At 57.9% G+C, this 23,599-nt stretch carries 25 protein-coding genes; 8 read left to right on the forward strand and 17 right to left on the reverse strand.

The window, feature by feature from the left end; genetic code table 11:
* A complete protein-coding gene (locus OA90_RS11800) occupies positions 1 to 441 on the forward strand; it encodes a MarR family transcriptional regulator (RefSeq protein ID WP_068411233.1) in 441 nt (146 codons plus the stop codon).
* Between the two features lie 494 nt (positions 442 to 935).
* On the opposite strand, the gene OA90_RS11810 is transcribed toward OA90_RS11800, so the two are convergent.
* Positions 936 to 1,841 (reverse strand): SRPBCC family protein, encoded by a 906-nt coding sequence (locus OA90_RS11810; RefSeq protein ID WP_068411240.1) that lies wholly within the window; start codon positions 1,839 to 1,841, stop codon positions 936 to 938.
* Between the two features lie 124 nt (positions 1,842 to 1,965).
* Between OA90_RS11810 and OA90_RS11815 the strand changes: the two genes are divergently transcribed.
* The 5 genes from OA90_RS11815 to OA90_RS11835 all read left to right on the forward strand — a co-directional run bounded on the left by OA90_RS11815 (position 1,966) and on the right by OA90_RS11835 (position 6,823).
* On the forward strand, positions 1,966 to 2,751 hold the full coding sequence (locus OA90_RS11815; RefSeq protein WP_199823679.1) for a helix-turn-helix transcriptional regulator: 786 nt from the start codon (positions 1,966 to 1,968) through the stop codon (positions 2,749 to 2,751).
* Positions 2,752 to 2,776: 25 nt separating this feature from the next.
* Positions 2,777 to 3,031, forward strand: coding sequence for a hypothetical protein (locus OA90_RS11820; RefSeq protein ID WP_156510467.1), 255 nt, complete (start codon positions 2,777 to 2,779; stop codon positions 3,029 to 3,031).
* 366 nt (positions 3,032 to 3,397) lie between these two features.
* Positions 3,398 to 4,432 (forward strand): ABC-three component system protein, encoded by a 1,035-nt coding sequence (locus tag OA90_RS11825; RefSeq protein WP_068411250.1) that lies wholly within the window; start codon positions 3,398 to 3,400, stop codon positions 4,430 to 4,432.
* Positions 4,429 to 4,911: a three component ABC system middle component gene (locus tag OA90_RS11830; RefSeq protein WP_068411253.1), complete on the forward strand. Its 483-nt coding sequence runs from the start codon at positions 4,429 to 4,431 to the stop codon at positions 4,909 to 4,911. Before OA90_RS11825 ends, OA90_RS11830 begins: the two co-directional genes overlap by 4 nt.
* Position 4,912: 1 nt before the next feature.
* A complete protein-coding gene (locus OA90_RS11835; RefSeq protein WP_068411256.1) occupies positions 4,913 to 6,823 on the forward strand; it encodes a DUF3732 domain-containing protein in 1,911 nt (636 codons plus the stop codon).
* Here the strand turns inward: OA90_RS11835 and OA90_RS29480 are convergent.
* The gene (locus OA90_RS29480; RefSeq protein ID WP_347876834.1) at positions 6,765 to 7,190 is read right to left on the reverse strand and encodes a DUF3883 domain-containing protein; all 426 of its coding nucleotides are present in this window, start codon (positions 7,188 to 7,190) and stop codon (positions 6,765 to 6,767) included. The genes OA90_RS11835 and OA90_RS29480 overlap by 59 nt on opposite strands.
* Here OA90_RS29480 and OA90_RS11840 point away from each other — a divergent pair.
* On the forward strand, positions 7,166 to 8,164 hold the full coding sequence (locus OA90_RS11840) for an aldo/keto reductase (protein WP_068411261.1): 999 nt from the start codon (positions 7,166 to 7,168) through the stop codon (positions 8,162 to 8,164). The genes OA90_RS29480 and OA90_RS11840 overlap by 25 nt on opposite strands.
* A gap of 13 nt (positions 8,165 to 8,177) precedes the next feature.
* Here the strand turns inward: OA90_RS11840 and OA90_RS11845 are convergent, their stop codons facing one another.
* From OA90_RS11845 to OA90_RS11865, 5 genes are read right to left on the reverse strand one after another with little or no spacing between them, the layout of a single operon-like run.
* Positions 8,178 to 9,224, reverse strand: coding sequence for a branched-chain amino acid ABC transporter permease (locus tag OA90_RS11845; protein WP_199823680.1), 1,047 nt, complete (start codon positions 9,222 to 9,224; stop codon positions 8,178 to 8,180).
* Positions 9,225 to 9,244: 20 nt separating this feature from the next.
* Positions 9,245 to 10,108 (reverse strand): branched-chain amino acid ABC transporter permease, encoded by an 864-nt coding sequence (locus tag OA90_RS11850; RefSeq protein WP_068411267.1) that lies wholly within the window; start codon positions 10,106 to 10,108, stop codon positions 9,245 to 9,247.
* Between the two features lie 2 nt (positions 10,109 to 10,110).
* The gene (locus tag OA90_RS11855) at positions 10,111 to 10,815 is read right to left on the reverse strand and encodes an ABC transporter ATP-binding protein (RefSeq protein WP_199823681.1); all 705 of its coding nucleotides are present in this window, start codon (positions 10,813 to 10,815) and stop codon (positions 10,111 to 10,113) included.
* Positions 10,808 to 11,551, reverse strand: coding sequence for an ATP-binding cassette domain-containing protein (locus OA90_RS11860; protein ID WP_199823682.1), 744 nt, complete (start codon positions 11,549 to 11,551; stop codon positions 10,808 to 10,810). The genes OA90_RS11855 and OA90_RS11860 overlap by 8 nt, the downstream gene beginning before the upstream one ends.
* Positions 11,552 to 11,576: 25 nt before the next feature.
* Positions 11,577 to 12,755 (reverse strand): substrate-binding protein, encoded by a 1,179-nt coding sequence (locus OA90_RS11865; protein WP_199823683.1) that lies wholly within the window; start codon positions 12,753 to 12,755, stop codon positions 11,577 to 11,579.
* A gap of 164 nt (positions 12,756 to 12,919) precedes the next feature.
* Here OA90_RS11865 and pncA point away from each other — a divergent pair, with 164 nt between their 5' ends.
* Positions 12,920 to 13,543 carry a bifunctional nicotinamidase/pyrazinamidase gene (pncA, locus tag OA90_RS11870; protein WP_068411282.1) on the forward strand — a complete coding sequence of 208 codons (624 nt, stop codon included), beginning with the start codon at positions 12,920 to 12,922 and terminating at the stop codon, positions 13,541 to 13,543.
* Between the two features lie 88 nt (positions 13,544 to 13,631).
* Here the strand turns inward: pncA and OA90_RS11875 are convergent, their stop codons facing one another.
* From OA90_RS11875 to OA90_RS11920, 10 genes are all read right to left on the reverse strand, one after another.
* Positions 13,632 to 14,081 carry a MarR family winged helix-turn-helix transcriptional regulator gene (locus tag OA90_RS11875; protein ID WP_208986097.1) on the reverse strand — a complete coding sequence of 150 codons (450 nt, stop codon included), beginning with the start codon at positions 14,079 to 14,081 and terminating at the stop codon, positions 13,632 to 13,634.
* Between the two features lie 169 nt (positions 14,082 to 14,250).
* Positions 14,251 to 14,952 (reverse strand): ABC transporter ATP-binding protein, encoded by a 702-nt coding sequence (locus tag OA90_RS11880; protein ID WP_068411288.1) that lies wholly within the window; start codon positions 14,950 to 14,952, stop codon positions 14,251 to 14,253.
* Positions 14,945 to 15,718: an ABC transporter ATP-binding protein gene (locus tag OA90_RS11885; RefSeq protein WP_068411295.1), complete on the reverse strand. Its 774-nt coding sequence runs from the start codon at positions 15,716 to 15,718 to the stop codon at positions 14,945 to 14,947. The genes OA90_RS11880 and OA90_RS11885 overlap by 8 nt, the downstream gene beginning before the upstream one ends.
* Positions 15,715 to 17,577, reverse strand: a complete 1,863-nt coding sequence (locus OA90_RS11890; protein WP_068411301.1) for an ABC transporter permease — start codon at positions 17,575 to 17,577, stop codon at positions 15,715 to 15,717. The genes OA90_RS11885 and OA90_RS11890 overlap by 4 nt, the downstream gene beginning before the upstream one ends.
* Before the next feature lie 84 nt (positions 17,578 to 17,661).
* Complete coding sequence (locus OA90_RS11895; RefSeq protein WP_068411304.1) at positions 17,662 to 18,858, reverse strand: ABC transporter substrate-binding protein; 1,197 nt, start codon at positions 18,856 to 18,858, stop codon at positions 17,662 to 17,664.
* Between the two features lie 69 nt (positions 18,859 to 18,927).
* Positions 18,928 to 19,995, reverse strand: coding sequence for an aromatic ring-hydroxylating dioxygenase subunit alpha (locus tag OA90_RS11900; protein WP_068411307.1), 1,068 nt, complete (start codon positions 19,993 to 19,995; stop codon positions 18,928 to 18,930).
* Between the two features lie 21 nt (positions 19,996 to 20,016).
* Positions 20,017 to 20,601, reverse strand: coding sequence for an amino acid synthesis family protein (locus tag OA90_RS11905; RefSeq protein WP_068411311.1), 585 nt, complete (start codon positions 20,599 to 20,601; stop codon positions 20,017 to 20,019).
* A complete protein-coding gene (locus tag OA90_RS11910; protein ID WP_068411315.1) occupies positions 20,598 to 21,182 on the reverse strand; it encodes an amino acid synthesis family protein in 585 nt (194 codons plus the stop codon). The genes OA90_RS11905 and OA90_RS11910 overlap by 4 nt, the downstream gene beginning before the upstream one ends.
* Positions 21,175 to 22,077 (reverse strand): UPF0280 family protein, encoded by a 903-nt coding sequence (locus OA90_RS11915; protein WP_244274601.1) that lies wholly within the window; start codon positions 22,075 to 22,077, stop codon positions 21,175 to 21,177. The genes OA90_RS11910 and OA90_RS11915 overlap by 8 nt, the downstream gene beginning before the upstream one ends.
* The gene (locus OA90_RS11920) at positions 22,074 to 23,540 is read right to left on the reverse strand and encodes a 6-hydroxynicotinate reductase (protein ID WP_068411592.1); all 1,467 of its coding nucleotides are present in this window, start codon (positions 23,538 to 23,540) and stop codon (positions 22,074 to 22,076) included. The genes OA90_RS11915 and OA90_RS11920 overlap by 4 nt, the downstream gene beginning before the upstream one ends.
* Positions 23,541 to 23,599: the final 59 nt, after the last annotated feature.

The following is a 23,599-nucleotide window of genomic DNA, read 5'->3' on the forward strand; positions in this document are numbered from 1 at the left end:
ATGTTTTTTCTTCGGGAACTGCCCACAAGGATGATGATCGACCGATACGTTTCGGCGTCTGGTGTGGGTGACACGGATACCGTGGCGCAAGCGCTATCCATGATGCGCGAAGCAAGCCAACTGGGGCGCATTTTGGACGCTTACTTTAGCAACTATAACCTTTCGCAGTTGAAGTTTCATATTCTCATCGTGATAGACCGGGAGCCGAATACGGACAGTCTTCGTCAAAGCGAAATCAATCAGCGACTGGATGTTTCCAAGCCAGTTCTGCACCGGACAGTGGCTTCGTTGCTGGACGAAGGGTTTCTCGTGCGTAATGACGATACCCAAGACTCACGTGCCCATCGTCTGGCCCTGACAGATGCAGGCAAGACCATGCTTGCTGCGATTCTCCCCGGCTATTTTGAGACCATTTCCGACTACATGGAGAAAAAGCCATGACGAGGTTCTTAAATGTCTTCTTCGTATGGTTGGCCGTTTATGTGGCGGTCACTGCTACGTTGACAGGATTTCAGTGGGCGGGCCTGGATATGCCCCTGCCAGCTCAAACATTCGTCCTTTCAGCTGTTCTGGTGCCAACGATGATCTTCATCATTGGGCCGTTTACAGCAAATCTTGCACAGTATTTGGTAAGTAAGTTTGGATAGGCAGATGACCTATCCGTCAGGCCGTTCCAAAGATCCATTCAAACCCAGTCTTTTCTGGAAGTTTTTCAGCTGGCTCATGAAGCAGACATCCGTGCATCATGCAGCATCGGTGACATTGGGCCCGGGGCTGACTTATACCAACCGCAATAAACAAGAACCTATTGGATGGCTTGTTCAGGCCCGTCTGCAAGGCGCGGCACGCAGATCGGCCTGGTTGGCCGGTCCACACCAGAAGTTTCGCAGCGATCCACAAAAGACACCCAAGCTGTTCAGTCAGCGACGCGAACCTCACTTAGGTGGTTTCGTGTGCCCGGCTTCCTGCTGCATACGCACGGCCCAAGCATCGGCAAGATCGATCAGAATGGCCTTGAACTGAGGTTTTGCCATTGTCGCGAACAACCATTTCGACAAGGCGTTGCCTTTCAGCGTGGCGATAATCTCGATGTCGAACTCCGATCCCAGCGGATGCTCCTTGACCCTCCAGCGGCCAGACAATTCCGCAAACGGATAGGGATAGTCATCGGCCTCCGTGTGGATGCGAAACCCGTAGGCGTGGCCCGGCTCGAAGAGATCGCAGGTTTCCTCCCAGTTCTCGCCTTTCGGACCAAAGCACCGGCGCTTCATACCCAAGCCGTCGCCTGACAGGACTTCGACTTTCGCGATGTTGTCTGCAACATCCGCGTAGGCCGGGTGGTCCGTCATGACGTTCCAGACTGTTTCCGGCGGCGCCTTTACGGTTCGTTTGACGGTTGCGAAAAGCTTGCCGTCCGTAGCTTCGACACGCGCGACAGGCACTGGCTTTTCGATTTTGGCCGCGGCGGCAAACTGGGACACGGCGAAAAACGCCACGACCATCGCGACTACAGACACTGCAACGATGCCCTGTGTCGTGAAAATGTCTCCCATGAAAGCGATAAGCACGACGCTGCCCACAACCCATAAAGCGTCGAGCAGGACAATCTCATTGACTACTTTGCGCGACACGAACCTGTGCCTGGACAGAACATAGAGAAGCACGGCAAAGCCCAGCAAACCGACCCCGAGAGCGCGCAGACCGGGGGCGGCCCAATCGACCGGATTGGAAAGCAACAGGGGCGCGATCAAACCGGCTGCGAGCAGCAAGCTGACGCCATTGAGCGCTGAAAACTGACTGTTCAGTTTGAGAAAGATGCGGGCGGATGCTGAGCGTGGCATAATGTACCTCCGATGGTTTGTTCCGTTTCGACCATCACTCCCACCCGGGGCCCCGCCTCTCAATTACTTCTTACGTAATAAGAACGCAGACAGGCAGGTGCGATAGGGAGATATGACACTCTTGATGAACAGACCTCAGGATGCATTTGGTCCGCTGCTCAAATCATGGCGGAACAGGAGGCATGTAAGCCAACTCGACCTTGCGATGGATGCCGGCATGTCGCAGCGCCATATCAGTTTCCTCGAAACCGGCCGTTCCAGCCCAAGCCGATATGCGGTCAGGCAAATCTGCGAAGCCCTTGAAATGCCGGCGGCGGAACAGGACGTCATGCTGGTCTCAGCGGGGTTCGCGCCGCGGTCCAGCACGGCAAGTTGGAGCGCTGACGTTCGCGCTGCGGTGGACATCTCGATAGATCATGTGTTGGCGGGCCATGAACCATACCCCGCTGTCTCCATCGATCGTATCTGGAACCTTCAAAAGGCGAACGAAGGGGCGCTGGCGTTCTTTGCCGTTGCAGGCGGTACGGGGCAACCGAACCTGCTTCGGGACGTGTTTTCGCCCGGACGGCTCCGCAATAACATTCGGAACTGGTCAGAGGTGACCCGCGCCCTTTTTCGACTGCTTGACCTTGAGGTGGCGCGGCGGCCCCATGATGAAGACGGAAAGAACCTGCTGGAAGACCTGAAGTCGCTTCCAGGTGTTGCCGATGCAATCGCGGAGCGCCCGCAGGAGCATCCAGCGCCGGTCTTGTCAATCGAGTTCCTCATTGACGGCACCGAATTGAAACTCTTTTCACTGATTGCCACCGTGGGGATGAGCATGGATGCAAACCTCGATGATTTGCGGATCGAAACCTTGCTTCCGGCCAACGAGCAAACCCGGCAGTGGTTCGCAAGTTTCAGATCATAGAATGAGGGCGTGCATCCGGTTCGCAATGCAAAAAAGCCTCGACGTCACAGGCCGTCCGGAACGCGAGGGCCAGGTCGTGCATCTCATCGCCGACACCATCAAAGACCGCTCCGTCGACCTCTCCCTGCTCGGCCACCCGAACGGCAACGTTCTGGGACAGACGACGCCCAAGACCGACGAGGTGCCCGCCCACATGAAACCGCAGCCAGCCCCGAAGCCCCGGGCGATGCATCCGCGGGATCAGGCGAAGATGCTGTTTCCGAGCAGGGATTTTCATTGAGGGGGAAATTCTGGAATGGGCGGGGAGCGGACGATTAATGCGGTTTGTAGGAATGACCATAAGGGGGTCGAGAGGGGACTGGCGAATTTTGGCGGATAAAATGGCAAATGCGCCATTAAGAGAAAACATAGAATGATTCTCGTCTCGCCATTCCGTTTAAACTAAATTCTACCCTACAATTAATTTGCAGCTTCTTGACAAGAAATTGCATCTAACTTCTTCTAAACCGATGATAGGGAAGAGGCTAATTCTAGAAGTTCTGCGGTTGGGCCTGCAGCGGGTTACTTTTACCAACTGCGGTATGGCCTGCTAAGGGCATTAGAAGTATTTCCGAAACACCCTACATCAATCATTTCAATAGAGACTTTGGACGACGTTTCAATCGAGGGTGAAAATCTCACGGTAGACAGCCAGCTGAAGCACAGCGTTGATATTCAAAAAAAGATATCAAAGTTCAGTCCGGCGATTTGGAGGACTTTGGCTATCTGGATGGCGCGTTTGCGCCTGGGTGTCGAAGATCATCACGAATTCCACTTCGTCACCACTGGCGAGGTAGAAGATGACAACCCCTTACATTTCCTTCGACCGACACCGAACGACTTAGAGGTCAACGCGGTGCTTCAGGGCCTAGAAGTGGCTGCGAAGAGTTCGTCAAACGCCATTACAGCGAATGACAGGGCGGCATTTTTGGCCGCTTCAGCTGGAGAGCGACTTTCGCTCGTGCGCCGCATTCGGCTTGCAGACACAAGCCCAAATCTCGAAGCGATTGGAAGCGAGATCGAACACGAAATCCGCTACGCCTGCGAAGCGGAACAAGTTGCCTCCTTCCGCAGAGATCTCGAGGGTTGGTGGATCGGACGCGTTTTCGACAAATGGATAGCTGATGGTGGCGCACAAATCGAACTCGAGGAACTCGGGGCGCAAGTGAGTTTTCTAAAGGAACGCTATAAACCGAGTGAACTTCCACTCGATGTCCCTGAACAAGAATGCGAGGACCTGATGGAAGACAGCGTCTTCATCAAACAGATCCGCGCTGTGACTGAAAGCGAACGGCGCTTGAGAAACGCCCAAAGGGCGTTTTTGCGAGCCAAGGTGCAACGATCAAAATGGGTTCGCGAGCACCGTATCGATCCGCGCGAACTCGAGAGCTTTGATGATGCTCTCAAGGATCGATGGGAAGCCCATCATGCGGGCGAGTGTGATTCACTTTCGACCGCCTCGACGCCGGATGAAAAAGTCACTGTGGGGAAGAACGTTTTGAGGTGGGCTGAAACCAGTGAAGTGCCCATCAGATCGACCCGAAGCGTCTACCTCACAAGCGGCTCCTACCACGCCTTGGCTGACACGCTGGAGATCGGTTGGCATCCAGAATTCCCCGATCTGTTTGGACCTCAGGAATGACCCCTGAAACCCTACGCCTTCTGAACCCAGCATTTCTCGCCACCGTGATAGGACATGCTGCAACTGGCTATGCCGAGCATCGGGACCAAGGCCTTCCATTCGCCCTTACATTCATCGTACCACCATTGGTGCTTCACAAAGACACACGTATCGTACTGCCCAAGATGATCACCTCAAAACTGCCAGATTGGGCTCACAAAAATTCTGCCGAACTCGCCTTTCTTCCGAATCATGCTCGTGAACTTCAACCGGCGGTCAGAAGCGCAATCCTGATCGGGGTGCACTTCGACATCATACAATTTGATGAAGAGGCACGAGTACGCGCATCCTCGCAGTTCAACCCCAAGGCAGCCCAGAAAGAACTCAATAAATCGGACGAAGTCGGAGAAATCATGAAAAAGAGTCAATTCATCGGGCGGTGGCTATCCGTGTCAGGCAACCAGCCAACCGTTCTCAGTATTCTTGGAATTGGCATTTGATATGCGCATCGGCGAGATCCTCGTTTACAGCCATGATGGTCAGCAACGGAAAATTGGCTTCGCGCCGAGTGGGTTAAACATCATCACCGGCGAATCTAATTCCGGTAAATCCGCGATCATCCATATTCTTGACTACTGTCTCGGGTCAAAGAATTGTCACATCCCGCTTGGGATCATCAGGGAGAAGGTTGCTTGGTACGCTGTCAGGCTAATCCTTGATGACGGCGAACTTTTCGTGGCGCGAAAGAACCCAGCCGCCGATAAGAAGACATCCTATGAGATCTTCCTTGACACCCAACCTGAGACTTCGCCGGGATCGCACGATGAACTAGAAGCTAATTCCAACTTGGACGGACTCCGCAAGGTCTTGTCGTCGGCGGTTGGCATTGGTGAGAATCTTCACGTCCCAGGTGAGGGACAGACGCGTGATCCATTGGAAGCGAATTTCCGTCACTCCTTAATCTACAGCTTTCAAGACCAGAGCGTGATCGACAATAAGAACCAACTATTTTTCTCCCAGAATGATTCCTTCGTGGAGTTGGCCATTCGCGACACGCTCCCATATTTTCTCGGGGCAGTAGATAAGGACGAACTGCTGAACCAGAATCGTCTGGCGAGTCTGAAAAGACGACTTAAACAGCTGGAGAAGCAACTGACTGTCGCCATAAGTTGGCAGGACGCATCGATCGACCGCGCACAATCATTCCTCGCGGAAGCCCGCCAAGTAAGGCTCATTGGCCCAGAACAACGTCCAGTCTCGCCCGACACCGTTTTCGAGCTCCTTGCGGACGTTCCGTCGATGACCTTGGAAGATCCTGAGTTTATGGACACCGATGACGAGCTCGAAAAGCTGGAGGACGTCAGGGATAGCTTGCGGGATGAGTATTTTGCAATCGGAAAACGCATAGACGACGCGTTGAACCTTTCCGTCAGCCGCAAGGAATATGGCAAGGAGCTACTGGAACAGCGCGCTCGGCTTTCTCTCCTACCGGAGAACGACCAGGAAGCCGTAGTCTGTCCGCTCTGCCACAAAATCGACGAAGCCAGCCAAGAGTTGCTCCAACTCCTGAGTGGCGAGATTTCGGACGTTTCGGACCGAATAGCGGAACTGCAGATTCACGGCCCGCGCCTCCAAGCCCATATCTCGCGCTTGGAGAAGCGTCAGACTGAGCTGCGCGAACAGATCTCAAGTAGTCAGGCACAGATCAACAGTATCCTCGCGCAAGCGGAGAAGCTCCGTGAAATACGTAATCTGCAGGCGAGACGTGCTCGCGTGCAGGGCCGCATAAGCGCATTTCTCGAGCAGCAGAGTTCTTCTGAAGAACGCGATGAGCTGGAATTGAAAGCAGAAGAGCTAAGGCGCTCAATCGCTCAGATCGAATCCAATATCGATGGTGATAACTTTTTCGCTCGGCTCCGAAACGCAGAGGCCAATCTCGAGCGGCTTATGACCGAGTATGCACGCGATCTACTGCTGGAACATTCGGATGGGCAAACACGGCTCGATACACGGCGGCTCACAGTGGTTTCAGAGACGCAATACGGGTCGATTCCCCTCGAAGACATGGGAAGTGGCGACAATTGGGTTGGCTGTCATGTTATCTCCCACATGGCGTTGCACGATTGGTTTAGAGCAAAAAATAGGCCTGTCCCGGCCTTCGTCGTTTTCGATCAACCATCAAAGGCCCATTACCCACCCGAGATTGATGATCTAAGCGGCATGGATGACGATGACCGGAAATCCGTAGTCCGCTTGTTTCGCTTTATGTACGAAAAAAGCGAGATGGACCGCCCGTTTCAAACCATTGTGCTGGACCACGCAGACGAGAAAGAAGAATGGTTCCAGGCAAGCGTCATAGAGCGTTGGCGGGAAGGTGTGAAACTCGTTCCCGACGTATGGCCGTCGCGATAAAGTATCTAAACTGATGTATTGGGGGCAAGAAGCAGATGTTGGCCCCAAAATTGATGAATGGCAAATCCGGGCCGAAAGAAGTCGTCTTCTTGTCACCAAAGCTCGCCTGAAAACTCGTCGCCGTCAGCGCAACATGCGCCTCCAGCGGTGGGCGCAGTTCGAAGGCCTTGGGAGCGCGGGCTAATTCGTAGAGGCGGAAGAGGTACCAGTCGTCGCGATGGGCCTCGGCCTCCTCCAGTTCGTTGCGCGAGATGTGGAAGGGTTCTGGCTTCCCCCCTTCCAGCGCCCAAGCCAATGGCTTAAGAAAGACCTCGTCAGATTTTGCAAGACGTCGAGGGTAACATGGAACAACGCAGACTGGGTGCAAACGGACCGGAAATCGGCGCGATCGGCTATGGGGCGATGTCCTTTTCCGACATGTACGGGCCGACGAACGAGACGGAAAGCCACGCGATCCTCGATGCCTGCCGCGACCTTGGCGTCACGCATCTGGACACGGCAAATGTCTATGGCATGGGCAAATCGGAAAACGCCATCGGGACCTATCTGAAAGCCGATCCGGGCGCGCGGGACGACTTCATCATCGCGACAAAGGCCGCGATCAAGCGCGATGCGGACGGCAACCGCGGCTATGACAATTCGGCGGAGCACCTTGAATCCGAGCTGGACAAGTCGTTGCAACGGCTCGGTCTGGAGTGTGTCGATCTCTTCTACGCCCACCGCCGCGATCCGCGCTTCACCCCGGAGGAAACGGCGGCCAATCTTGGCCGGCTGGTCGAAAAAGGCAAGGCCCGCGCGATCGGTCTTTCGGAAGTCGCGCCCTCGACCCTGCGGCGCGCCATGAAGGCCTTTCCCGTCGCCGCCGTTCAATCGGAATATTCGCTCGCCACGCGCGCGCCCGATCTCGGACTGGTGCAGGCCTGCGCCGAACTCGGTGTCGCCATGGTGGCCTTTTCGCCCCTGGGCCGCTCGCTGCTGACGGACACCCCGATCCCGCGCGAGCGGATCGCCGATCTGCCGTTCCTCGCCGCAAACCCGCGTTTCACGGAACCGAACCTGAGCGAAAACCTGCGCATCATGGAAGGCTTCCGCAAACTCGCGGCGGAGATGGGCACGACGGCGGCAGGGCTGGCGAATGCCTGGCTGCTGAGCCGCGGACCGCATGTGATCCCGATCCCGGGCACGCGCTCGGTGGATCACCTGCGCGAGTGCATCTCGGGCGCGGCCCTGACCCTCACGGCAGAGGATCTGGAGCGTATCGAGGCCGTGCTGCCGGTCGGCTGGACCCACGGCGACCGGTACTCGGAGGCACAATGGGCCGGCCCCGAGCGCTATTGCTGAAAGCTTCTCGCCGTCAGCGTGCCGTGTACTCCGACGGCGAGAGCCGTTCGACGGCCTTGCCGCGCGGCGTGCTGCCGCCTTTGCGCCTCTTTGCCCGCCAGCGGTCGAGCCCGTGAATTGCCTCGCCGACAAGGCCGCGGGGCAAGAACATGACGCTGACAATGAAGAGCCCGCCGAGCAGGAGAAGCCATGTGTCTCCAAACACGGATGACAAGTTGCTTTCAAGAACCCTTACGAGGATCGCGCCGGCACAGGCGGCAACCAGCATGCCGCGTCCTCCCAGAGCCACCCAGATCAAGACCTCGGCCGAGAGGCCGAACCCGATCAGGGACGGCGAGACGAAGCCGAACTGCACGACGAACAAGGCTCCGGCCAGACCGGCTATGGCGGCCCCGATGGAAAAGGCCGTCGTCTTGTAGTGTGCCGTATCGTATCCGAGACTCTTGGTGCGCATTTCGTGAGACGCGACCGCCTTGAGCGCAAGTCCCCATCGGGACCGCATGAGCGCGGCAAGGACGCTGAAGCCGAGAACGAGAACAAAGAGTGCGGCGTAATAGAGCGGAACGGCTTCCCATAGCTCGTAGCCGTCGCCATTGAGCCCCAGGACAATGGGGGGCACATTCATCAGGCCGTTCAGGCCGCCGACAAAGTCCCAGTTGATGAACAGGCGCTCGACGATGAATGCCACGGCCAGGGTGACGATCCCGAAGAACGCTCCCTGCAATCCCTGCGCATGGAACAGGAAACGGCCGAGCAGCTGTGCGGCAAGGGCCGGAACCGCGATTGCCGCGGCAAAGCCGAGCCAGGTGGAGACCATACCCTCCACGCCGGGCACCATACCGAGGGTCACCAGGCTCATGGCATAAGCGCCAAGGCCGAAAAAGACCGCCTGTCCCAGGCACAAGAGCCCGCAGTGCCCCCAGACAAAGGCAAGACTGGCGGCAAAAAGAGCGTAGGAAAAATAGATCGAAAGATCACTCAGGAGCCAGCTTGAAGCGCCCAGGGGCAAGAGCAGCAGGACAACCAGCAGGATCCCGGCAACGAGACTTTCGGTTTTCATGTGTGACAAAGCTGTCCGGATCATGTCTGGCGCCTCTTCTTGCCCAGCAGCCCGCCTGGCGCCAGGCGAATGACCAGAACCGCCGTGATGAACACAATCAGTTGGGCGTAGACGGGAGAAAGAAAGGTCGCGGCGAGGTTTTCGGTCACGCCGACACCGGCGGCGCCCACAACCGGCGCCATGATGCTGCCCAGCCCGCCCACGAGGATCGCCAGAAAGGCCGGCACCAGATAGCCAAGCCCCAAATGCGGATCGAGCGAAATCAGCGGCGCAATGACGGCGCCCGCCAGACCAGCCAGGGCGGCGCCCAGCGAAAACGTCATCCGGTCAAGATTGCGGGTATTGATCCCGAGACATGCCGCCATGTTGCGGTTTGCAATGACGCCCCGGGCGGCCAGACCAATGCGCGTCTTGAAAAAGAACAGAAAGGTCGCTGTCACCACCAGCAGCGAGATCGCCATGATGAACAACCGGTAAGCGGGATAGGGCGCGCCGAAGATCATGACCGATGCCGATATCGGGTCCTCGATTGAATGAGATCCCGGACCGAAAACCAGCACGATGGACTGTTTGAGCAGAAGGGACAGCCCCCAGGTGGCCAGAATAGTGTCCAGAACCCGATGATAAACGCGCCGGATCACGACCTCTTCAATCACGAGGCCAAACAGTCCGACCGCAAGCGGTGCCGCGATCAGACCCAGCCAGAACGGCCCGCCGGCCATCTGGATCGACAGCACGGTGTAAGCGCCCAGCATCAGGAACTCTCCGTGCGCCAGATTGATGACGTTCATCAGCCCGAAGATGATGGCGAGACCAAGCGCGATCAGCAGAAGGATCAGCGCGTAGTTGCTCGCATCAAGTACGATTGTTGCAACGCTACTCATCGTCAAAAGGCCATGTATTTGTTCAGCAATGCGGGACTCTCAAGCAATTGAGCCGCCGGAACGGACGTGGCAATCCGGCCGCCTTCCAGGAAAACAACCCGGTCACAGCACTGGGTAATCATGTCCATATTCTGCTCCACGAGCATGATCGTCATGCCTTTTTCCGCCGAGACCTGCTTCAAGGTGGTTCCGATTTCGCGAACGATCGAAGGCTGGATGCCTTCCGAGGGTTCATCGAGAACGAGCAGCGCGGGGCGACCGATCAACGCGCGGGCAATAGCGAGTTGCTGTTGCTGTCCGCCCGACAGGCTTCCACCAGTGGCGCGCGCGCGTTCCCGCAGTACGGGAAACAGGTCCATTGCGGCGTCGATGTCGTCGTTCCGGGCTTTCAGGTTTCCCATAATGAGGTTCTGCCGAATGGTGAAATCGGGGAAGACCTCGCGTCCTTGCGGCACATAGCCAACCCCTGCCGCGGCGACGCGATAAGACGGCGCATTGGTGAGATCATGGCCGGAGAAGGTCAGCCTGCCGCTGCGAACCTTGAGAAGCCCCATGAGCGTCTTGAGCAGGGTCGACTTGCCGACGCCGTTGCGGCCCATGATCCCCAGGACCTCGCCGCGATCAACGGTCAAAGACAGGTCCTGCAAGACGAGGCCCGTGCCGTAGCCGGCTGAAATACCATCGAGTTCGAGCACCGGCTTATCCAAGGTAGGCCTCCTTGACCATGTCCAGCTCACGCACAGTGTCGTAGTCTCCCTTGGCGATCACCTGACCCTGCATCATGACCGCCACCGCGCACTTCAGGGTTTCAACGAACCACATGTCATGTTCAATCAGGATCACGGCGACGCCCTGCTCGCGGTTCATGGCCTGCACCAGTTGCGCGGTTCGCTCGGTTTCCTGCCGGGTCATTCCCGCCGTCGGCTCGTCAAGCAGGATCAGGTCGGGACCGGTCGCAAGAACCATCCCGATCTCCAGCCATTGGCGCTGTCCGTGGGACAAATGTCCGGCCGGCGCTCCCGCTAGCTCCTCCAGGCCGATGAGACCGATGAGGTTGGCAAGCCGGCGATCGTTTCCGGTCCTTGACGTGAAAAGACCGCCCAGCCCTTTGCGCCCAGGTTCCGCGAAGTCCGCAACGGCGAGATTTTCCGAAACGCTCAGGTCCTCGTAAATCGAGGGCACCTGAAATTTCCGGCCGATGCCGCTACGTGCGACAAGATGAGGGGCCATGCCCGTGATTTCGGCCCCCTTGAACTGTATGGAGCCAAACGATGGGCGCAAGTGGCCCGAAATCAGGTTGAAGAGGGTGGTCTTGCCGCAGCCGTTGGGGCCAATGATGCAAAGCAGTTCATCGGCCCCAATCCGCAAATCGAACCCGGCGACGGCTTGAACGCCGCCGAAGCTCCTGGACAGACCGGAAATCTTCAGGAGATCTCCTGGCATGTGGTTTCCTGACATGGGAGGGAAATCAGGAGCAACCGGCCTCGGGCACAATGCTCCCAAGATCTTCGACAACGGAGAGACCGGCGCCTTCCGTTTTTGCAAGGTACATGTTCATGGTCACATGATGATCCACCGCGCCGATTTCCGCCGGTCCGGTCGGCGTGCTGATCGTAAGGCCCTGCATGGAGTCCATCAGCGCATCCTTGTCGACGGCGCCTGCCTTTTCCAAGGCGTCCTTGACGGCCATCAGCGCGTTGTAGTGGGTCATCACATAGTGGGACACGGGAACGTCGGATCCCGCCTGAGCACGAATTTTCTGAACGAATTTCTGGGCGCCGGGCGTCTGAAGGGATTCCGCGAAAGGAACCGCAACCCACATGTTCTGGGCCTTGCCTTCGCCGAATGCTCCAAGATATGTCTCGGCAAAGCCGAGGAAACCGACCGTCACGTCTTCCAGAAGGCCAAGGTCTTCAGCCTGTTTGATGAAGGTAATGCCGTCAGCTCCAGGCAGCGCGAACAGCAGCACCTTGGCACCTGACTCCTTGATGCGGCGAATGACCGGCGCAAATTCCTTGACACCCCAGGGGGTGAATTCGACCCCGGCAACCGTCCCCCCTTCACTTTCGACAAGGGATTTGGCGGTCTCAAACATTTTCTGCGGCCAGACATAGTCGGCGCCGAACATGTAGAAGGAGTCGCCGGCCTCTTTTTTCAGGGCAGGTACAAGCTTTTCAAGTTCCTGGTTCGGAACCGTGTTGAAGCAGAATACCTCCCGGCTGCATGCACCGCCTTCGTAGTTGGTTGCATACAGAAGCGGTGTTTTCATGCGTTTGATCGTCGGGGCCATGGCATCGCGGGCGTTCGACGTGATCGGGCCGGTCAGCGCAAGAACTTCGTCGCGCCGGATCAGCGATGTCGCCCGTTCAACGGATGTCTTCGGATCGGTCTTGTTGTCCTCATAGAGCACCTCGATTTTCTCACCGAGGATGCCGCCGCCTCCGTTTATTTCCGAGACCGCAAGGTCCAGTCCGAGCCTGGCCTGGTTTCCATAAAGCTCAAGGCCACCGGAAAAAGGCAGGACCGCGCCAACCTTGATCGTGCCCCCGGAAGCAAGGGCCGGAAGCGACAGTGATGAAGATGCGGCGATACCGCCGGCAACAGCTGCTGCTGAACCAAGGAACTTACGCCGTGTTATGCTGGTCATGATGAATATTCCCCTCATTTTCAGTTCGAGCGTGAAGCTGTTTTTTATTGTATGGACACGCCGCCAAATTCATATGTACACTAACAATAATGCTTATAAATAGGCAATAGCTATATCTGCCTTCTTTTTCACCACGCGATAGTCATCTTGGGAGCAAATCGACGATGATTAACAATGAAACCGATGCGTTTGTGATCATTGACGTTCAGAATGATTTTTGCCCGGGGGGCGCACTTGCCGTTGAGGACGGTCATGCTGTTGTCGCGCCGATCAATGCGCTTTCGAAAAAATTCGACCATCGAATCCTGACCCAGGACTGGCACCCGGCCGGTCATTCCTCTTTCGCAAGTTCACACGAAGCCGGGGTGCCCTTCGCGCTCACGCAAATGCCGTATGGACCTCAAACCCTGTGGCCGGATCATTGTGTTCAGGGAAGCGACGGTGCGGAGTTTCACCCGGACCTTGAGGTGACCGGTGCCGGGATCATCATTCGCAAGGGCTTCCGGAGCAACGTGGATTCATACTCGGCGTTTTTCGAAAACGACCAGACGACCCCAACCGGGCTGACCGGTTATTTGCGCGAACGCGGCTTTACACGGGTGTTTGTCGCCGGTCTTGCAACAGACTTCTGTGTGGCGTTTTCTGCCATCGACGCCAGCCGTCAGGGCTTCACGACCTTCGTGATCGAGGATGCGAGCCGTGCGATCGATATGGCGGGCTCCCTTGCAGCCGCCCATGAGAAAATGGTGGATGCGGACGTCACGATCATCCAGAGTACCGATCTCTAGAGTATGTCCCGGTCACGCGGATTGATGGTTTCAGGAGGCCGCCCGAGGCCGCGTTTGTATTGCAAAGGCGGTCGGGCCGTTCCTGAAGTCACAAGATTTTTCTCAGGATCTTGATAAGGGATCTCTGCTCCGACGGTGTGAGGGGGGCAAGCGTTTCGGCACTCACCTCCAGCCCCTGCTTTGCCTTCTGCGTGAAGCAATCCCAGCCGTCCTCGGTCAGCGAGATCAGTTGACGGCGTCTGTCACTGGGGGATGGCAGGCTCTTGACAAGCCCGCGGGCAAGAAGCCTGTCGACGACACCCTTCGTTGTCGCAACATCCAGCCCGACTGTGCGGCCAAGCTGATTTTGCGAAACATTGCTGAGTTCCGTCAGGCGGGCCATGACCGCAAATTGTGTCGGCGTCAGATCCTGGATTTTTTCAGAAAACAGGACAGCATTGCGCTGATACGCCTTTCGCAGAAGATATCCGATCTGATCATTGAGCACATACTCCGGCTCGAGTATCTGGCTCCGAGTCTCGTTCTCTTGATCGTCCAAGTTCTTTTCCTTGCGAAAGGTGGTCCGTTCCTTGTCCATTTGGCCACGCGTATATCACAGGTCAGAAGAACGTCTACAGCGATGCCCGGTTTCTGCTGATGCCCCGGCCCGGCCCCTGCCCCTGCCTCTGCCCCTGGAGGCGGGGCCTCCGGGCCGCCCTGTCGATCAGCTAGATTGACAGATACGCATCGCGAACCTGCGGATCCTCCTCGAGGTCTTGAAAAGTACCATCGAATTTTTTGGCGCCCCCCTCAATAATCACCGCCCGATCAGCGACCATTTTTGCGAAATGGAGGTTTTGCTCGGAAATGACAACAGTCAACCCATCTGCCTTGAACTTGAGGATCGTCTTGGCCATCTGTTCGACGATCACGGGCGCAATGCCTTCCGAGGGTTCATCCAGAAGCAAAAGGCTTGGATTGCCCATAAGCGTTCGGGCGATCGTCAGCATCTGCTGCTCTCCTCCTGACAGAGCCTTGCCCCGATTGTTCCTGCGTTCTTCAAGGTTGGGGAACAGTTCGAACAAGGCCTCAATCGTCCAGCTCGGTGTCTGCGCGCGAGGCGATTGGCGGCCGACCTCCAGGTTTTCCAGTATGGTCAAATCCGTGAAAATGCGGCGTTCTTCGGGTACGTAGCCGAGACCGAGACGCGCGACCTTGTGCGCCGGCAGACCAGTGATGTCGGTTCCCGCGAAAGACACCGAACCGGAGCGCGGCCGCACCAGCTGCATGATCGATTTCATCGTCGTGGTCTTGCCCGCACCGTTACGCCCCAGCAGTGCAACGACTTCGCCTCGGGCGACCGAGAAGCTCATGTCGTTGAGAATATGCGCCTTGCCGTAGAAACTGTGAATCCCGTCGATCTCAAGCATGGGAACCCTCCGCAGCATAGAGCGTTCCACCGCCCAGATAGACTTCCTGCACGCGGGCGTTGGCGCGCACTTCGCTCGCGGTCCCGTCGGCGATCAGTTCGCCCCTGTTGAGCACCATGATGTGATGGGCATGGGCAAACACCACGTCCATATCGTGCTCGGTGAAAAGAACGCTGATCCCGCGATCGCGCACAATGTCGGAGGTCAGCTGCATCAGGTTGATCCGCTCTTTCGGCGCCATGCCCGCGGTTGGTTCATCCATCAGCAAAAGCATCGGATCGTTGCTGAGTGCGATTGCAAGTTCCAGACGTTTCAGGTCGCCATAGGCCAGGATGGCGCAGGACCTGTCGGCCTGATCAGCCATGCCGACGACATCCAGAAGGGCCAAAGCTTCCTCGCGGAACAAACGGTAAGCATAAGGCAGCAGCGAAAAGAGTTTCCTGTGATGGGACATCAGCGCCATCTGCACATTCTCAGCCACGGTCATGCTTTGGTAGGTGCCGGTGATCTGGAAGGTCCGCCCGACGCCCTTCCGCCAGATCACGCGCGGTGGCAGGCCGGTGATCTGTTCCCCCTTCAGATAAACCTTTCCCGCCGAAGGCATAAGCTGGCCCATGAGCATATTGAAGCAGGTCGATTTTCCGGCGCCATTCGGACCGATCAACGCCTTCAATTCGCCGGGGGCGACTTCGAAATCGACCCCATTGACGGCTTTCACGCCACCAAAGGATTTCGACAGGCCTTCGACCTTCAGGACAGCGGTCATCGCATGCTCTCCTGTTCTTTCAGAAGTCCTATCCGCTCGCCCAGCTTTCGCAAGGAGCCGACAATTCCGTCCGGTGCGATGATGACCACACCGATGATCACCAGCCCGAGGATCAGGCGCCAGTATTCAAGCCGGGTCAGCCAGTCCTTGATGCTCTCCATGAAGACGGCGCCGACAACACCTCCCGAAAGGGTCTTCACGCCCCCCAGGAAAACGACGATCAATGCATCGAAGCTTTTGCCGATTTCCAGTTCATTGGGAAAGATCGAGCCCTTGGAGAACACAAACAGCCCACCGGCCAGACCTGCCATTGTGCCGGCAAGCGCAAAGGCGAGCCATTGGACCCTCTTGACATCAATGCCGGTTGCTTCGGCCTGCCGGGCGCTGTCGCGTGTCGCCCGCAAGGTGTATCCGAAAGGCGAGTGGATGATGTGACGCAGCACCAGAATACCGCCCACGCCGACAGCAAGCGTGAAATAGTAATAGGCCGTGGTTCCGGAGAGCCATGCTGACGGCCAGATGTTGACCAGACCGTCGTCACCTCCAGTGACGGCACCCCACTGATACACCAGCGACCACACCAGTTGACTGAAGGCAAGCGTGAGCATGGCGAAATACACCCCGCTCAGGCGAATGCAGAACCAGCCGATACCAAGTGCCAGAAGGCCGGCGCCCAAGGGCGCACACAGCAGCGCAAGTTCCATCGGCGTATCGGCGTAGGTGACCAGAAGAGCCGCTGCATAGGCGCCGCCGCCGAAAAAGACCGCATGGCCAAAGCTGACGAGACCGCCGGAGCTGAGAATGAACTGCAGGGAGGCCGCGAAGAGGCAGAAAATCAGGATATCGGTAATCAGGACCTGGAGAAAGGAAGAGCCGACAAAGGGAACGCAAGCCAGCACAACAAGCAACACGAAGACAAACGCGCGGCCCCTGGTGCCCACAGGCCGTATCGGACGTTCCACTTCTCCGACCTGGCCGTGCTCTCCGGCCTTCTCCTCGCGGCCCAACAGGCCATAGGGGCGGACCGTCAGAACAACAGCCATGACCACATAAATGAGGACGAGCGTGCTTTGCGGAATATAGGCGACGCCAAAGACGTTGAGCACAGAGATGAGCACAGACGCAATAAACGCTCCCGGGATTGAGCCCATGCCGCCGATGACAACGACCACGAAGACCGCCGAAATGATGTTCAGGTCCATGAGCAGATCGGCGCCGCCCTTGGGCAACTGGATGGCTCCGCCGAGGCCCGCCAGCGCGGCTCCAAGAAAGAAAACCCCCGTGAAAAGCCAGGACTGGTTGACGCCCAGGGCACCGACCATCTCGCGGTCCTGGGTTGCCGCACGCACCAGGATGCCTATGCGTGTCCTGGTTATGAACCACCATAGCGCGAACAGGATGAAGGGTGTGATGGCGATCAGCGCCAGATCGTACTGGGGAACCGGCTCGCCCAGAATTCGGACAACGGATTTCAGACCCGGCGCGCGCGGACCAAGACGGTCTTCAGCGCCCCAGATCATCAGCGCCAGGTCCTGGATCACCAGGATAACGCCAAAGGTCGCCACCAGTTGGAACAGTTCCGGGGCGCGATAGATCGGCCGAAGGACACAGATTTCAATCAGGATGCCAATCAGACCGACGACCAGGCCGGCCAGCACGATCGAACCCCAAAATCCGAAAGCGCCCGGCAGGGTGTTCATCAGCGTCAGGCCAACATAGGCGCCCAGCATGTAGAGGGAGCCATGCGCAAAGTTCACGATCCGGGTGACACCGAAGATAAGCGAAAGCCCGGAGGCGACGAGAAACAGCGCCGCTGCATTTGCAAGCCCGGTCAAGAGCTGCGCCACGAATAGACCCATAGCGATCAAAACATCCGATTATCAGGAGAATAGGGCCGGCGGCACCCTGTGTCGGGTGCCGCCGGATGTTTGGATTGCCAGTACCTATTCCGCGGGCCGCATGGACTTGATCTCTTCGTCGCTGGGCATGTAGGCCTCAGGATCCTTGTAGGTCCAGTCGACCATGACGCCTGCGCCATCCTTCAGGGCAGTCGTCCCGATGAAAGCCCCCATGGTGGACTGATGGTCGACGTCCCGGTAGGAGATTTCGCCCAGAGGCGTTTCCACCTTGAGGCCCGGGAAGGCTCCCAGAAGTGCGGAGGTCTCTGTCGATCCAGCCTTGGTGATGAGGGCCGCAATGGACTGAACCGTCATGTAACCGACAAGGCTGCCGATTTTCGGCGTTTCGCCGGTTTCGGCCTCATAGGCCTTGACGAAATCGAGCCCCGGCCCCGCAGGAATGTCATACCAGGGATAGCCGGTGACCACCCAGCCTTCCGGAGCTTCCTCGCCAAGCGGTTCGAGATATTCGGGCTCGCCAGTCAACAGGCCATAGACATTGCGGTCGTCGAAAAGGCCCCGGGTCGTGCCTTCGCGAACGAATTTGGCAAGATCCGGCCCAAAGGTGACATTGTAGATCGCGTCGGGCTTGGCGGCCTCAATTGCCTGGACTTCGGCACCCGCGTCGATCTTGAAGAGGGCCGGCCACTGTTCCGTGACGAATTCGACCTCGGGCTTCAGTTTCTTCAGGTTGACCTTGAACGCCTCAACCGCATCTTTGCCATATGCATAGTTCGGCGCGATGGTTGCATATTTGAGCGCGTCCGTTTTGGCGGCAGCCTCCGCCAACATGGCAGCCTGAACGAAGGTCGAGGTGCGCAGGCGGAAGGTGTAAGGGTTTCCGGCGCTCCACACGAGCGCGTCGGCCAGCGGTTCCGCTGCCAGGTAGACGTAGCCTTTTTCAGCTGCGAACGAGGAGATGGCCAGGCCGACATTCGACAGGATTGTTCCTGTCAGCATGACCGCGCCATCGCGGGTCATCAGCTCTTCGGCGATCTTGATCGCCTCACCGGGCTTGCCCTGATCGTCACGAAAAATGAACTCCAGCGGCTTTCCAAGAACGCCACCGGATGCATTCACTTCCTTGAGACCCAGCTCGATGCCCTTTTTGTAGGGTTCAGCGAAAGCCGCCAGGCGTTTGTAATGGTTGATTTCGCCAATCTTGATCGTGTCGGCCGCGTGGGCCGCTGTCGCCGAGATAGCCAGGGCCGCAGCGGCCACCAATGTCTTTACTGTTTTCATATTTCCCTCATTTGATTGGAAGTTGGCCGGCTTTGCCGGTCCGTTTTTTAGACCTTGCCGGTCCTTTTTTTAGTCGTGATAGACGAACGCGGGACTGGGATCGGAGGCCACATCGTGTATCCTCTCCCGTTCCAGCAACTCGTTTATGCGCTTGCGATAGACCATCGGTCCCTTGTCGATGGCGATGCGCAGCGGGCGCCGTTTTGCCGGTCTTTCCTCTTCCTGCTGAACCGCTTCCAGGATTGCCTTGTCCTCGGCAAATGCGATCCGGAACATTGCGTCCATGTTCGCGGCCGCGTCCTCATCGCCAAGCGCCGTATTGCGCAAATGCATCCAGCGGTCGATCGTGTGTCCTCCGGTGACCGGCGTCATGAAATGCAACGCGAAAATGCGAACGCCCTTGTTGCGTTCCTCTTCCGCAATCGCGTCTGCGGTGGGTGCGCTGCCAAAATCAATGACAGCCGTGCAGGGCATATGAAGATAGTAGTAGTGCCAGCGATCGACATTGCCTTTGAAGTCGCCGAATTTCTTGAAGAAACCAATCGGCTCCGCGTCGCGTATCCATCGCCAGGCGACGATCGTCTCGCCTTCCGTCGACACATGCACAGGCACATTCTCGGACGCGGAATTGCCGAGTGTCGTCGGGTGGACAAAGGAGACATGGGCCGGGTCGACCAGGTTTTCCGCGACGTTGAGATAATTGGACTTCAGGTGAAGCGCGTCCCCTTGATGAGCCTCCCAGGCGGGATCCGTGAATTCCGGCATGTCGAAGATTTCGGATGGATCGGCTTTTTCCGTGTCGCCCATCCAGATCCAGACGATGTTGTGTCGTTCGACAATGGGATAGGCATCCACATAGGCGGAAGCGGGCAGGTTGTTCTGCCCTGGCACCCGGACACATTTGCCGCTGCAGTCAAAGGTCAGACCGTGATAGCCGCACTGGATGTTGTCACCGATGCGCTTGCCTTTTGAGAGCGGGAGAAGCCGGTGCGGACATCTATCTTCAAGGCCGACAACAGAGCCGTCCTGCCTGCGATAGAGGACAATATGGTCGTCAAGAATGGTGAACCGCCTCAGTTCCTGGTCGATTTCCGATGACCAGCCCGCGACGTACCAGGCGTTTCTGATGAATTCCACGGCAGCTCTCCCTTCCGTTCGTTATCTCAAACCATCTTCGCGCTTTGCCGTCTCATGCGTTAAGCCGCCAACACGCGGCAGGGGGCGTCCATTGGTCGAAAGCGCAATGGCAACGACGATTTCGTTTGCACCCGGTGCGTCGGGACACTGCAATTCCATGGCGTCAAAATGGGATCGCACATAGGCCGCGTCCTTGTGGCCAAGAGGGATGTCGAGGGTTTGCCCCGCAGACCCCATTTTCTTCGCGGAGGGAACCAGCGCCTTGCCGCCGCCGAGCACATCGCGCAAAGGGGCTCCAAGACGCGGATGCAGGATCGCAGCAGCATGTTCCAGTTCCCCGTTTTCGCCGACCATGGCGGCCTTGCCGAAACTCTGGACGGAAGCGGCTTGTGCGCCCAGCGCTGCCAGGCATCGATTTGTCAGAACCGCGCCGAGGTCCGCGCCCATCGCCATCAGGTCTTCGAGATCCGCAACATAGGTTCCCGCGTGAGGATTGGTGATCACGGCAGCGGCAAGGGCACGGCGCGCCGGTGGCGACACCTCCTGCCCCATTTCAAGCCGGGTTTCCTCAACCAGGGTCATGATCTTGCGGATCTTAGCCTTCATCGCAGGCCGTCCTCGCCTTTGACGTCCGATGCCTTCAAACCGCCAACGCGTGCATGGATGCGCGGACCTGTGGTCATCACAAGGACCAGCAGGATCTCATCCGCCCTGGGAGCGTCGTTCAGACCCACTTCGATGGCGTCGAAATGCGAGCGCACATAAGACGCATTGCAGTGGGTAATCGGAACATCCAGACGGGTTCCGGGCCCGCCGATTTTCTTCGTCGAAGGAACGATTGCCGCAGAGGATGGCAGAATCTCGCGCATGGAATAGCCGCCTGGCACATGCCAAAGCGCGCCGTGTTCCAATTCGCCGGCCGATCCCACAATCGCGCCTTTGCCGTAGCCTTCAACAACACTTGCATCGCCGCCAAGTGCCTTGACCAGGTCGGCGGCCATCTCAACGCCAAGCGGTTTCAGGTCATCCATGAAGCCTTCGATTTCTTCGACATAACCGCCGGCAAACGGATTCTTGATAACGACAATCGCAGCCGCCCTGCGCAGCGGGTGTTCTGCGACGGGGCCGCCTTCGTGGAAGATCTCTTCAACAAGAACCGCCTTCTTGCGGATAATGGGATCAGGCATGGGCTGCGTTCCTCGGCGCTATTGTTTTTGTCTGATGTTGGGTAACCGTCACGCGCTTTCCGGCGAGCGCAAGATAAGCAGCGGATATCAGGCCGCGCTCCAGATAGTCTTCCGCCTTGCGCAGGCCAAGTCCAAGCGCGGCTTGAATTTCGGCCGGATCGAGTGCGCCGACATCCGTTGTGACGAGCCGGTCACCGAGATCGCTATCCAGTGACAGCGCGCTGGCGGCACAACGGGAAACTCGTGGCGAGAAAGGCACATCGACAGCATTGGCAATCAGCGTGGCGGCCGCGTCGGCTGCGGCCGCTGAACCGGCCAGAACCGTGACCGCATCGGCAATGCCGAGAGAGTGAGACCGGCCGCGCCAGCCACTGGTGGCGATACCGCCAATGCCGTCTTCAGGGTGAATGTCGACAAGACCGCCAGATTCGCCTGAAACGGGATCATCGCAGATCCCGATCCGGAAGCTCCCGTCGGTCAAATGCAACGCGATATCGCCGCCGTTGTTCACGTAAGCACGCGTCAGCGACCGTCCCGCGATCATCCGGGCGAGCACGTGATCGGCAACACTTCCGGCGACCGCCGCCATCGGCGTGATAAACTCGGGCACAAAAGGTCTGGTGGCGTCATACATGAGCCGCGCGGCTGCCCCCGCCGGTGGCACACCATGTTGCCTCCGCAGGCGCGGCAGTTCTCTCACCAAGTCGTCCAGGACAGGTTCGAACGCGTCCCGCGCTTGATTGTAAGCCTGATTTATCTCGTCTGCAGGCCCGCTTGCGCCAATCACAAGATCAATGGGGCCATATTGCAGGTGCAGCCGTTGCCCGTCCGGCAGCATGGTTGCCAAGGCCCCCATTGCTTTGCGGTTTTCTGAAGACGGGCGCAGCGCAGTCATTCGGTGAATTTCCTCCAGGGATAGTTGTCGGAGCCTGCGGGCCAGGGATTTCCGGAGGAGGAGGAGATCGAACGGCGGCCTTTCAATATGTGGTCGTTCTGCCGCCCTGTCTTGCCTTTCAAGGCGTCACCAAGAGGCATGACGTAGTCCATATGCCCCCCGAGTGAGCGATAATCTTCAGCGCGCATTGTGAATTCAAGGGGAGCGACCAAAGCGGGCGTCGGTACATAACCGAAGGCGTTCCGGGGCAGGCGCGTGACATCGGCCATGAATGTGATGCCGCCGCCGGGCCAGGTGTAAACCGGCGCCCCGCCGCAACTGACATAGGTGAGCGAGTTCTGGACCGAGCGGGTCAGTCCAACCGGGTGCTCCGTCACACCTGAACGCAAGGACCCGCCGGCACCGGCCATAAACAAGATCGATGTCAGGGCCGGCTCGCAGTTTTCCTCGATCCGGTGGACGGATGGCAGAAGGCGGTCCGGCATGTCCATCTGGACCGGCGTCAGCTCTTCATCGAGTTCATAATAGGCTGAATGCTCGCCCGTGGTGGAAACCATGAGAAGACTCAATCCAGGACGGGCAACCTTCCCATTGAACGGTCCAATGATGGCAAGTGGATCGGTCAGGTTCGTGCCACCCCAGCCGGTTCCAGGTTCCGCAACCTGAAAATAACGTCCCGGGGTCGAGCGGCGGCCATTGATCTTGATGCCGGTCGGCTCCCACCCGATGACCTTCCCTGCCTGGTGTTCGGACATGACGCCGGTAATATGATCATCGACCACGACAACTTCGTCGACGAGGTCTTTCCATTGCGCGGCGAACATTCCAACCGTCGCGGAACCGCAGCCAACGCGCATCCGTTCTTCCAGAGCGCCATTGATAACCGGGGCCTTGCCTGCCTGAACCGTCAAGTCCGCGCCACCATCGATTGTCAGGTCGGCTGTCTCGCCATTGCACAGCGCCAGCATGGTGGCGCACGTAACCCGGCCCTCCTTCTTCGACCCGCCTGTCAGATGATGAACACCGCCAAGTGACAACATCTGACTGCCGTACTCAGAGGTGGTTACATGGCCGATTGCTTCGCCGTCGGAGCGCACAACGGCGCATTCGTCGCCCAGGTGCCGATCGGTATCGATCTTCAGTTTGACGCCGCAATAGCTGAAAATGCCCTCGGTCACGACGGTCACCATATCGACACCATCAACCTGCGAGGCGACAATGAAGGGGGCAGGCTTGTAATCCGGATAGGTCGTTCCCGCGCCGATGGCGGTCACGAAGGTTTCCGGACCCGGAACAATGTCGCCGTCCCACTCACGTTCCAGAAACGGAACGACAGACCCTTCGCTGCCCGCGGCGTCACGCCGGCTTTCCAGAATGGTCAGTGGATCGAGCCGGACCAGATTGCCATTGTCATTCGCATAGCGATCGCAAGCGCCCGAACGACCTTCGGCGATGTAGCACATCACCGGACAGGCGTCGCAACGGATCTTTTCTGGTTTGCCATCGGTCGCAGTCAACGTCG

Origin of the sequence: Labrenzia sp. OB1, from assembly GCF_001624695.1 — a bacterium.
In the GTDB taxonomy this organism is placed as follows: Bacteria; Pseudomonadota; Alphaproteobacteria; order Rhizobiales; family Stappiaceae; genus Roseibium.